The sequence below is a fragment of the Amycolatopsis sp. NPDC004625 genome (genome assembly GCF_040609695.1).
GTDB lineage: Bacteria > Actinomycetota > Actinomycetes > Mycobacteriales > Pseudonocardiaceae > Amycolatopsis.
Genome location: NZ_JBEXKX010000043.1, coordinates 71,621 through 82,186, shown reverse-complemented (window position 1 = coordinate 82,186; position 10,566 = coordinate 71,621). Strand labels below are relative to the sequence as shown.

13 protein-coding genes are annotated in these 10,566 nt (G+C 73.5%); 8 read left to right on the top strand and 5 right to left on the bottom strand.

Going from position 1 to position 10,566, the window contains the following annotated elements; all coding sequences use genetic code 11:
* Positions 1–122: 122 nt before the first annotated feature.
* Genes ABZW17_RS36150 through ABZW17_RS36140 form a run of 3 tightly spaced genes read right to left on the bottom strand, consistent with a single transcriptional unit; the run spans position 123 to position 2,506 of the window.
* Entirely contained in the window at positions 123–1,232 is a 1,110-nt protein-coding gene (locus ABZW17_RS36150) for an ArsA family ATPase (protein WP_354824105.1), read from the bottom strand.
* Complete coding sequence (locus ABZW17_RS36145; RefSeq protein ID WP_354824104.1) at positions 1,229–2,236, bottom strand: ArsA-related P-loop ATPase; 1,008 nt, start codon at positions 2,234–2,236, stop codon at positions 1,229–1,231. The genes ABZW17_RS36150 and ABZW17_RS36145 overlap by 4 nt, the downstream gene beginning before the upstream one ends.
* Positions 2,237–2,257: 21 nt before the next feature.
* Complete coding sequence (locus ABZW17_RS36140; protein ID WP_354824102.1) at positions 2,258–2,506, bottom strand: hypothetical protein; 249 nt, start codon at positions 2,504–2,506, stop codon at positions 2,258–2,260.
* 105 nt (positions 2,507–2,611) lie between these two features.
* Between ABZW17_RS36140 and ABZW17_RS36135 the strand changes: the two genes are divergently transcribed.
* The 8 genes from ABZW17_RS36135 (at position 2,612) to ABZW17_RS36100 (ending at position 8,028) form a co-directional block, all read left to right on the top strand.
* Positions 2,612–2,773: a DUF4177 domain-containing protein gene (locus ABZW17_RS36135; protein WP_003068074.1), complete on the top strand. Its 162-nt coding sequence runs from the start codon at positions 2,612–2,614 to the stop codon at positions 2,771–2,773.
* A 5-nt stretch (positions 2,774–2,778) separates the two neighbouring features.
* Positions 2,779–3,234, top strand: coding sequence for a RidA family protein (locus tag ABZW17_RS36130; RefSeq protein WP_354824099.1), 456 nt, complete (start codon positions 2,779–2,781; stop codon positions 3,232–3,234).
* Positions 3,234–3,860, top strand: coding sequence for a hypothetical protein (locus ABZW17_RS36125; protein ID WP_354824097.1), 627 nt, complete (start codon positions 3,234–3,236; stop codon positions 3,858–3,860). Before ABZW17_RS36130 ends, ABZW17_RS36125 begins: the two co-directional genes overlap by 1 nt.
* A gap of 36 nt (positions 3,861–3,896) precedes the next feature.
* The gene (locus ABZW17_RS36120; RefSeq protein ID WP_354824095.1) at positions 3,897–5,027 is read left to right on the top strand and encodes a hypothetical protein; all 1,131 of its coding nucleotides are present in this window, start codon (positions 3,897–3,899) and stop codon (positions 5,025–5,027) included.
* Positions 5,028–5,138: 111 nt separating this feature from the next.
* Positions 5,139–5,957 (top strand): NUDIX hydrolase, encoded by an 819-nt coding sequence (locus ABZW17_RS36115; RefSeq protein WP_354824093.1) that lies wholly within the window; start codon positions 5,139–5,141, stop codon positions 5,955–5,957.
* The gene (locus ABZW17_RS36110; RefSeq protein ID WP_354824091.1) at positions 5,954–6,724 is read left to right on the top strand and encodes an MBL fold metallo-hydrolase; all 771 of its coding nucleotides are present in this window, start codon (positions 5,954–5,956) and stop codon (positions 6,722–6,724) included. Before ABZW17_RS36115 ends, ABZW17_RS36110 begins: the two co-directional genes overlap by 4 nt.
* Positions 6,721–6,972: a glutaredoxin domain-containing protein gene (locus ABZW17_RS36105; protein WP_354824089.1), complete on the top strand. Its 252-nt coding sequence runs from the start codon at positions 6,721–6,723 to the stop codon at positions 6,970–6,972. Before ABZW17_RS36110 ends, ABZW17_RS36105 begins: the two co-directional genes overlap by 4 nt.
* Positions 6,973–7,062: 90 nt before the next feature.
* Positions 7,063–8,028, top strand: a complete 966-nt coding sequence (locus tag ABZW17_RS36100; RefSeq protein WP_354824087.1) for a hypothetical protein — start codon at positions 7,063–7,065, stop codon at positions 8,026–8,028.
* Here ABZW17_RS36100 and ABZW17_RS36095 read toward each other — a convergent pair.
* Together ABZW17_RS36095 and ABZW17_RS36090 are read right to left on the bottom strand one after the other, a co-directional pair.
* Positions 8,018–9,079, bottom strand: a complete 1,062-nt coding sequence (locus ABZW17_RS36095) for a DNA polymerase III subunit beta (protein ID WP_354824085.1) — start codon at positions 9,077–9,079, stop codon at positions 8,018–8,020. The genes ABZW17_RS36100 and ABZW17_RS36095 overlap by 11 nt on opposite strands.
* A gap of 136 nt (positions 9,080–9,215) precedes the next feature.
* Positions 9,216–10,472 (bottom strand): MFS transporter, encoded by a 1,257-nt coding sequence (locus ABZW17_RS36090; RefSeq protein ID WP_354824083.1) that lies wholly within the window; start codon positions 10,470–10,472, stop codon positions 9,216–9,218.
* Positions 10,473–10,566 lie beyond the last annotated feature (94 nt).

Below are 10,566 nucleotides of genomic sequence, written 5' to 3'. Positions count from 1 at the left end.
GCGGCCCCCCCCCCCCCGGGGGTCTTCCTGTTCCGCGCTCCCCCCCCCCCCGCCCCCCGGGGGGTGGCTTTTTAAATAATTTTAACACACCCCCCCCCCCCCCCACGACGGGTGGGGCGGGGTCAGCCGGCGAGCTTCACGCCGATGCTGCGCAGGCCGTCCAGGTCGTGCACGTCACCGGCCAGTGCCGGCACCTTCGCCAGCGCCACCTCCGGGTGCGCCCGGGTGAACCGCGCCAGCAGCCGCTCCTCGCGGGCCGCCAGCTCGACGCGGTCGGCGTGCAGCCGCAGCACCGCCTCGGCCAGCGGCGCGTTCTGCAGCGTCTCGGCCGCGGCCAGCGCCTCGGCGCCCGAGAGGGACGCCAGCACCGGGTGCGTCCGGTTCGCGATCAGCCCGGCCAGCGGCATCGACTCGGCCGAGAGCCGCTCGACGAAGTAGGACGCCTCCCGCAGCGCGTCCGGCTCAGGCGCGGCCACCACCAGGAACGACGTCCCCGACGAGCGCAGCAGCTCCGCCGTCTTGCGGGCGCGCTCGCGGAAGCCGCCGAACATGCTGTCGAACGCCTGCATGAACGCCGACGCGTCGGTCAGCAGCTGGCCGCCGATGATCGTCGACACCGCCTTGGCGAACATCGAGAACCCGGCGTTGACCACCTTGCGCAGGCCCCAGCCGCCGGCCTTCGCCGGGGCGGTGAGCAGCCGGATCATCCGGCCGTCCAAAGCGGACGAAAGCCGGGTCGGCGCGTCCAGGAAGTCCAAAGCGGACCGGCTCGGCGGGGTGTCGACGATGATCAGGTCCCACTCGGCGGTGGCCGCCAGCTGGCCCAGCTTCTCCATCGCCATGTACTCCTGCGTGCCGGAGAACGACGTGGAAATCGTCTGGTAGAAGGGGTTCTGCAGCAGCTGCTCGGCGCGTTCCGGCCCCGCGTGCACGCGCACCATGTCGTCGAACGTGCGGCGCATGTCGAGCATCATCGCCCACAGCTCGCCCTTGGGCTCGAACCCTTCGACCTGCACCTGACGCGGGTGGTTGCCGAGCTCACGCAGGCCCAGCGCCTGCGCAAGCCGCCGGGCGGGGTCGATCGTCAGCACCACCGTCTGGCGCCCGCGTTCGGCCGCGCGCAGGGCCAGGGCCGCGGCGGTGGTCGTCTTGCCGACGCCGCCGGACCCGCAGCAGACGATCACGCGGCTTTCCGGGTCGTCGAGCAGCGCGTCGATGTCGATCGTGGTCACAACCGCACCCCCTGGTCGGTCAGGGCTTCCGCCAGGTCGTAGAGGGCGGCGACGTCGACGCCCTCGGTCAGGTCCGGCAGCTCCAGGGTCGGCAGGTCGGCCTCGGCGAGCTGCTCCCGCGCCCGTTGCTCGGCGGCGACCCGCACGGCGTGCTCGACGGTCTCGTCGACCAGCGCCTCCAGGGTCGCTTCCGGCAGCTTCAGCCCGGCCGACGCCAGCCCGTCGCGGACGCGGGAGGCGTCGACGCGCCCGTCCGCGGCGGCGGTCACCGACCGGGCCGGCAGCCGCGGTGGCCGGACGCGGTTGACCAGCACGGCGCCCGGGCGCAGGTCGGCGCCGTCCAGCTCGGCCACGGCCTCGACGGTCTCGCGGACCGGCATCTCCTCCAGCAGCGTCGCCAGGTGCACCGCGGTCTCGCCGGAGTGCAGCAGCCGCACCACGCCCTCGGCCTGGCCGCGGATCGGGCCGGTCTTCGCGAGGTCGGTCAGGGCCTTGGTGACGTCGAGGAACTTGACGACCCGGCCGGTCGGCGGCGAGTCGACGACGACGGCGTCGTAGGTGTGCCGCCCGTCGGACTCGGTGCGGCCGACGCACTCCTTGATCTTCCCGGTGAGCAGGACGTCCCGCAGGCCCGGCGCGAGCGTGGTGGCGAACTCGATCGCCCCCATCCGCCGCAGCGTCCGGCCGGCGAAGCCGAGGTTGTAGAACATCTCGAAGTACTCGAGCAGCGCCGCTTCGACGTCGATGTGCAGCGCCCGCAGCTCGCCCCCGCCGGGAACGGACGCGATGCGCTGCTCGGCGTACGGCAGCGGCTCGGTGTCGAAGAGCTGGGCGATGCCCTGGCGCCCCTCGACCTCGATGAGCAGCACGCGACGGCCTTCGCGGGCGAGCGCGAGGCCGAGCGCGGCGGCGAGCGTCGTCTTGCCGGTCCCGCCCTTGCCGGTGACGAAGTGCAGCCGGGCACGGGCAAGCTCGTCGGTCCAGCCGGCATGGGAAGTGGTCACTTCTTCACCCTAAATCAGCTCTCAGCTGGCCAGCAGCATGACGCTGACCGCAGCGGCGACCGCCGCGACCAGCACCCACGCGACGAGCCCGGGCAGCACCGTGACCATCAGCACGCCCAGCACGAGCAGCAGCGTGAGGGTCACCACGCCGCCGATCGCGACCTGGCCGGAGCTCTGCGTCCGGTCCCGCACCTTGGCCATCACGACGAGCACCAGCGGCAGCCCGGCCGCCGCGAGCAGGACCGCCGCGATCACACGCCACGTTTCCACGCCCCCACGCTAGCGGCGTGAGATGAACCACACCCCGGCGCGTCGCGCCGCGTTTTCCGGCGGCCGCCCCCGCCGCGCTTGCCCGCTTGGCTACGCTCCCGGTTCATGAGCGCCACCAAGTGGGAGTACGCCACCGTCCCCCTCCTGATCCACGCGACGAAGCAGATCCTCGACCAGTGGGGCGAGGACGGCTGGGAGCTGGTCACCGTGCTGCCGAACCCGAGCGGCGAGCAGCACGTCGCCTACCTCAAGCGTCCGAAGGGCTGATCAGGGTGAGCTGGAGCGAACGGCTGAAGGAGCTCGGCATCGAGCTGCCGGGTGTGGCGGCTCCGCTGGCCGCGTACGTCCCGGCGGTGCGCAGCGGCAACCACGTGTACACCTCCGGCCAGCTGCCCTTCGTCGACGGCGTGCTCGCCGCGACCGGCAAGGTCGGCGCGGAGATCAGCCCCGAAGAGGCGAAGGGCCACGCCCGCACGTCGGCGCTCAACGCCCTCGCGGCCGTGCACGCGCTGGTGGGCATTGACAACGTCACGCGGATCGTCAAGGTTGTCGGCTTCGTGGCTTCCGCGGAGGGCTTCACCGGCCAGCCCGCGGTCGTCAACGGCGCGTCCGAGCTCCTCGGCGAGGTCTTCGGCGACGCGGGCATCCACGCCCGCTCGGCCGTCGGCGTCGCGGAGCTGCCGATCGGCTCGCCGGTGGAGGTCGAACTGATCGTGGAGGTGCAGTGATGGATCCGGACATCGAGCAGTCCACGCACGAGCTGCTGCTCCGGCTGGCCGGGCGGCTGCCCGACCAGCTGCTGTGGCGGTTCCGCGACTGGCTCGGCGAGGGCGCCATGGGCACGCTCGCCCGGACCCTGCCGAGGTCTTTGCTTAAGCACAGGATTGACCTCGACCAGACGGAGTACCGCCTGCTCGTGGCCGGGCTCATCCCGCACGGCGCCGACTGGCACCAGGTCAGTTCGACGCTGGGGGTAGACGACGTCTCCGAGAACCGGTACACATTCACGTCGAGTGCGCCCGAATGGGTTAACTCGGTCGACTCCGTGTCCGTGTTGATCCACGCAACGTTGCGGGGACGCCCGGACGTGGGGGAAGTGCGGCAGAGCTGGCGACACGTCGGTGTGGTCGGGCAGGGGACCGCCAAGCGCGTCCTGCTCATCACCGCGCAGGCCGGCTTGCCGAGGTTGACGGGCGAACTGCAGCGCGTGTTGCGGGTCCTGGGCGACGAAGAGCCCAGCGTCGAGGTCATCCCGCCGCGCTTCGCCATGCCGAGTTACCACTTGGCCGCGCTGGCCGACTCGGAGCTGGTCTGCGTGGGCGCGGTCACGGGGAACCGGCTAGTAGCCGCATAACGCTCGCCCGCCAGCGAGCTGGGAGGGAGCAAGGCAATGGTGGAGGTCCACGACGGCCCGCCCATGGACGGGTTTTCGGTGCCCCTGCGCCTGCACAACCTGTTGCTGGCCCTGGCGGGCCGGATCGACGACAGCGCGCTCACCGAAGCGCGTGAGCTGATCGCCCGGGCCCACATCGACGAGGCGGTCGAGCTGACCACCGGCACGCTCATCGCGGGCCGGATCCCGGTCAGCTCCGCCGAGCAGCGCGAGCTCGCGCTCGTCCTCGAGATGAGCCGGTCGGACGCGACGCTGGCGAACGACCTGCTGGTCGACGAGGCCGAGCCGGTCAACACGCACCGGTTCACCGGCGAGAACTCCCCGGAGTTCGGCATCGCCGAGGCGCTCGACCGGACGCTGCAGGTGCTGCCGGACGTCCGGTCGGTGCACGCGGTGTGGCGCAACACCCCGGCCGGCAGCGTGCCGGGCGCGCTGCCGCAGCGCGTGGTGCTGGTCGAGCTGGGCCCGGAGGGCAACCCGCCCGCCGTCGCCTTCCGCGTCGACACGGCGCTGCGCCGGGCCGGCATCCACTCGGTCGTCGAGGTCAGCGGCCCGGGTGTCGCGCACTCCGAGTACCACCAGGCCGCTTCGGCGGCCGCGTCGCCGGCGTGGGTGACGGGGAGCACGTCGGCGCCCGCGTCGACGTACCGCCCCGAGCCCGCGAAGCCGTCGGCCCCGGTGAACTCGGAGCCGGTCGCGGAGTCGGGCAGCCGGCACAGCATGCGGTCGAGCAGCACCACCACGACGGCGCCGGCCGAGCCGGTCGCCCCGGTGGTGCCGATCGTGTCGCCGCCGCCCGCCGCCGAGCCGCCCCGCAAGGCGCGGTCGGAGACGCGGGCGGAGCGCACCGCCGACCTGACCCCGGCCGAGGTGGCGCAGCTGCGGCAGGCGCTGGCCGAGGACCCGGAGAAGGGCCGCGAGATCGCGATCGGCAAGCCGTCGATGCACGAGGTCGTCGAGCTGCCGGCGCTGGACCTGGACGACCCGAGCCTGAGCGAGCGCGACCGGGCCCTGCTGCGTGAGCTGCACGCCGAGCTGGCCGAGCGCGAGCGGGCCGAGGCGGCGAAGATGCGGCTCAACGGCGCGTCCCGCTCCGGCGGTGACCAGCGCGGCTGGACCGCTCCCTAGGTTCGTCTTCGCGGAAGGGCGGCCCCCCGGTGCCGGGCGGGCCGCCTTTTCCGTGTCCGGCGTGCCACAACTGCGCGACGGGACGTCGGGTACCGGAGGTATGTTTCCGAGGTGGAGCAGCCCAAGGAGTTCGTCTTCGACATCCCGGTCGGCGCGGGAGTGGCCACCCGCGCGAACGCCGACGGCCCGCCGGCGACGCCGAAGGACGCGGCCACGGTCATCCTGGTCCGGGACGGCGCCGACGGCGTCGAGGTCTTCCTCCAGCACCGGGTCAAGGGCATGCCGTTCGCGGGCGGGATGACCGTGTTCCCCGGCGGCGGGGTCGACCGGCGTGACGCCGACACGTCGGTGGCGTGGGCCGGGCCCGAGCCGTCGTGGTGGGCCTCGCGGTTCGGCTGTGACGAGGCCCTCGCGCGGGCGTTGACCTGCGCGGCCGTGCGCGAGACGTTCGAGGAGTCCGGCGTGCTGCTCGCGGGCAGCGCGGAGGCGGTGCTCACCGACGTCTCGCCGTACGCGGCCGCCCGCCACGCCCTGGAGACGCGGGAGGTGTCCCTGGCCGGGTTCCTCGCCGACGCCGGCCTGACGCTGCGGGCCGACCTGCTGCGGCCGTGGGCGCACTGGATCACGCCCGAGCAGGAGCCGCGCCGCTACGACACCCGCTTCTACGTCGCGAAGCTGCCGGAAGGCCAAGAGGCCGACGGGGCGACGTCGGAGGCGTCGAGTTCCGGCTGGCAGCGCCCCGAAGACGCGATCGCCGACGCGCGCGAAGGCCGCCGGATGCTCATGCCGCCCACCTGGCTGACGCTGAGCGAGCTGGCGGCGTTCGCCACCGCCGACGACGTGCTGAACGCGCCGCGCGAGATCGTCCGGATCGCGCCGACGCTGGTCCGCGAGAACGACCAGGTCCGAGTCGTGCTGGAGAAGCGATGACCGCCCCCGCGTACGGCGTGCTGCGCCGGGTTTCCGAGACGGCGTCGGTGCTGCTGGAGAACAACCCGTCGTCGATGACGCTCGAAGGCACCAACAGCTGGGTGCTGCGGGCGGCGCCGTCGGGCCCGGCCGTGGTCGTCGATCCGGGCTACCGCGACCTCGAGCACCTCGAGCTGCTGGCCGGCGTCGGTCCGGTGGAGCTGATCCTGCTCACGCACCACCACCCCGACCACGCCGAGGGCGCGCCGTGGTTCGCCGAGCGCGTCGGCGCGCCGGTGCGGGCGTTCGACCCCGCGCTGTGCGTCGGTGCTTCGTCCTTTGTGGACGGAGAGGTGATCTCGGCGGGCGGCCTTTCCCTCCGTGTCCTGCACACCCCCGGGCACACCGACGACTCGGCGTCGCTGGTCCTCGACGGCCAGGTGCTGACCGGTGACACGATCCTCGGCCGCGGCACGACGGTGCTGCACGACCTCGGCGACTACCTGCGCTCGCTGCGCAAGCTCATCGAGCTGCCGGCGGGGACGATCGGGCTGCCCGGGCACGGTCCGGAGCTCCTCGATCTGCCCGCGACCGCGCGCGAGTACCTTGCCCACCGGGAACAGCGGCTCGACCAGGTGCGTTCGGCTCTGAAGACGCTCGGGGCGGACGCCACGCCCCGCCAGGTCGTCGAGGTCGTGTACGCCGACGTCGACCGGGCGTTGTGGGCGCCTGCCGAGCTGAGCGTGCAGGCGCAGCTGGACTACCTGCGGTCGGAGGAGAACGGATGAGCAACGTCGAGGTCGAGTTCTACTGGCGCCCGGGGTGCGGCTTCTGCGCCGCGCTGGAGCGCCCGTTGTCGAGGAGCGGCTTCAACGTCCGCGCGATCAACATCTGGGAGGACCCGGCGGCGGCCGCCCGCGTCCGCGAGGTCGCGAACGGCAACGAGACCGTGCCGACGGTGATCGTCGGGTCGACGGCCATGGTCAACCCGTCGTTCGCCGAGGTCGAGGCGGCGGTCAAGGCCGCGTCGGCCTGATCGCGCCGGATCGCGGGCCGGGCGCGTTTCAGCGCTTGGGCACGTGGGAGCCGGTGTAGCGGGAGCAGGCGCGCGGGCGACTCAGTGCCTGTGGACGACGAGCGCGCGATCGACTTCGTACTCAACGGCGAGCAGCACCGCCTGAGCCGGGCCCAGGTGCTGCGCGCCGCCGGCCTGGGCGGCCCGGAGCCGATCCGCACGCACTGGGTGTCGATCGGCGAGGAGCGGTGGCCGCCGCGGCAGATCTTCGAGCGTGCTCTCGGCGTGCCGCGGACCGACTTCATCTCGCACTACGCGATCCGGCAGCTCCGGCGGCTCGGCTTCGCGACGAGCCCGCTGCCGCACGAGCCCACCGTCCAGGCCACCGCCGAATCGCCCGCCGAGCCGTCGCCGCCGGTCGGGAGCGACCTCGGCTCGGTGCTGAAGTCGTTCATCGACCTGCACGAGTTCTTCGGCCAGGAGGACCTCGCCAGCCGGGTGAGCCGGCTGGAGGACCGCCTGGAGGGCGCGGACCGCGAGACCGTCGAGGAGCGGGTGGCGCCCGAGGGGCTCACCGGCGCCCTGCTCCAGGGCGCGCTGCTGGTGCGGCAGCACGCCGGCCACGTCAACGACCTCATCCACGCGGCGATGATCGTCCGGGCCCTGCCGAAGATCCTCGAACCGGGCGAACGCATCGTCCGGCGCCCGTCGCTGGCCTCGGGCAACGACGGCGGCCGCAAGTTCGACCTCGAGACGGACCGCCGCGTGGCCGAGTTCAAGGCCGCCCAGTGGAAGGGCCGCGACACCATGCGCAAGCGCATGCTCGTCGCCGACCTGGTCGGCCTGGTCCTCGAACGCGGTGACCGCCGCGCCGAGCTGTACGTGCTCGGCCGGCTGCCCATCGACTACCTCCGCACCAGCACGTCGACGGTCGACTGGGCCCTCGGCCGCTCCTCACCGCACCTCCGGCAGGCCTACGAGCAGAGCTTCGGCAGCGCCGCCCTGACGGTCGGCCAGTTCACCGCCGGCCCGGCGGCCGACGTCGTCCTCCGCGATCTGTCCGAGCTCATCGGCTGAGCATGGGCATCAGGTAGTACGTCAGCTCCACCTCCCCGGCCTCGGCCGGCCGCAGGATGCACGCCCGCATCCCCGGCTGGATCGACATCGTCACGCGCTCGCCCGCGAACGCGCCCAGCGCGTCCAGCAGGTACCGGGCCTGGAAGGAAGGCGCCGTCCGGCCGCCGCCGACCTCGGCCTTCAGCGTCTCCTCCGCCTCGCCGGTGTCCTGCCGGGCACTGGCCAGGCGGATCTCGGCGTCGCCGACCTCCAGGGTGAGGACGCGCCTGTCCTCGGCGTACACACCGACGCGGCGGACCGCGGCCGCGAGGGCGTCGGCCGCCAGCGTGACCGTGGTCTCGACCGAGCCCGAGGGGATCGAGTCCGCCGACAGGAACCCCGCGTCGAGCACCGCCGTGCCGACCAGGCCGCCCGCCCAGCTGACCCCGAACCGGCCCGGGCCGGCGTGCAGCCCGACGACACCGGTGGCCTGGCGGGCCGCCTCCGACAGCAGCGCCGCCGGCACCAGGACGTCCAGCGAGCCGGGCGAACGCAGCGGCAGCCGGGCGACCGCCATCCGGTACCGGTCCGACGCGGTCAGCGTCAGCCGCTCGCCGTCCGCCTGCAGCCGGACGCCGGTGAACAGCGGCAGGGGATCGTCCTTCGCCGCCGTGCCGGCGACGATCCGCAGCGCCGACGCGAACGCCGCTCCGTCCACTTCGGACACGCGCGCCGGCGGCTCCGTGGTGGCGCCGGAGTCCGGCAGCAGCGGCAGCGCGAACCGGGCGTTGTCCAGCCGCAACGCCAGCCGGCTGCCCTCGACGACCAGGCGCACCCGCTCGGCGCCGAGCACCTTCAGCGTCTCGGCCAGCGGCGCCGCGGGGACGACGACCGAGCCTTCGGTGTGCGTGGTCGCCGGGCAGTCGAACCGGACGGCGAGATCCGGAGCGCTCCCGGCCACGGTCAGCCCGGCCGAGCCCGCCCGCAGCCGCAGCCCGGAGCGCGCGGGCAGCAGCCGCGACGCGGCGGAGACGGCCGCCGAGAGGCGGTGGGCAGGAGCTGTGACGTCCATGACCACAAGCTAGCGGTGACCACCGACAAAACCCGCTGACCTGCGGAAACGAGGGTCAGGGATGGCTCCCGCGGCGGCCGGACCGCCACCGGCGGTGGCGCGCAGCGTTCAGAACCGCGGGAGCCCCCGGCGCCGCCTAGGCGTTGACGAGCGAAGGCGCGACCGCAGCCTGCGGAGCCGGCCGGACCGTGCCGCGCAGCAGCCACACGACCGCCGCCAGCACCACCCCGGCCACGCTCGCCGCCAGGAACGCCGCGCCCGGGCCCGCGTGCTCGACGACGTACCCGCTGATCGACTGGCCCGCGGCCAGTCCCAGCGTCACCGCTGTCAGCACCCAGCCGAACGCCTCGGCCGCCGTCCCCGCGGGGGCGACCACCTCGATCGTCGTCGAGTGGGCCGTCGACTGCGGGGTGATCAACGCGCCCGCCAGCAGCATCATCAGCGCCAGGCCCCACAGCGACGTCGGCCACGCCAGCAGCGCGACCAGCGCCCCGAAGCCGCCGAGCAGCAGCGGCAGCCGCAGGCCCAGCTGCCTCGGCCACGGCCGCAGGCTGTAGGCGACGCCGAACGCCACCGAGCTCAGCGACCACGCCGACAGCAGCAGACCGCCGACGGACGCCTGGCCCGCTTCGGTGGCCGCGGCCGGCACGGCGACCTCGACGAACCCGATCACCACGCCGAAGCCCAGCGCGGCGATCGCCAGCGTCCGCATGCCCGGGCTCGCCAGCGCGCCCAGCAGCGAGCCCGAAGGACCCGAACTCGGTCCCCACGCCCGCACCGCCGGGCTCAGCGCGAACAGCACCGCGCCGGTGAACTGCAGCGCGACCCCCAGCACCAGGCCGGTGCCCGCCCACGGCGCCATCACCAGCAACCCCGCGAGGCCGGGACCCAGGATGAAGAAGACCTCCATGCTGATCGCCTCGTACGAGAACGCCGCGTTGCGCGCGCCACCCGGCGGGAGCAGCCGCGTCCACAGCGCCCGCGACGCCGACCCGACCATCGGCTCGGTCAGCCCGGTGGCCGCGCCCAGCGCGACGAGCACCGCGGTCGCGGCGTGCGATTCGATGGCCGTCACCAGCGCGGTCATCGACAGCGCCAGCAGCAGCGAGACGGTCAGCAGCGGCCGCGTCGGCCCGAACCGGTCGATCAGCCTGCCCTGCACCACCGCGCCCACCGAGACACCGACGAGTGAACCGGCCGAGACCAGCCCGGCGACGGCGAAGGAACCGGTCTCGCGCTGGACGTAGAGCAGGGCCGAGATGCCGATCATGGCGATCGGCAGGCGGGCGAGCACGGACGCGGCGGCGGGCCGCCGGGCCGCCCGGGTCGTCAGCGCGGCGCGGTAGTCGGCGAGGGACGTGCGGCTTTCGTGGTTCGAGACAGACTGGGACACGCGTACAAGTATGCCGCAGAGTGGTACGTCGGTACCAGTTATTTGTCGGTCAGGTGCGTCACCGGCAGACGGGCAACGGATCTTGCGGCCGGGC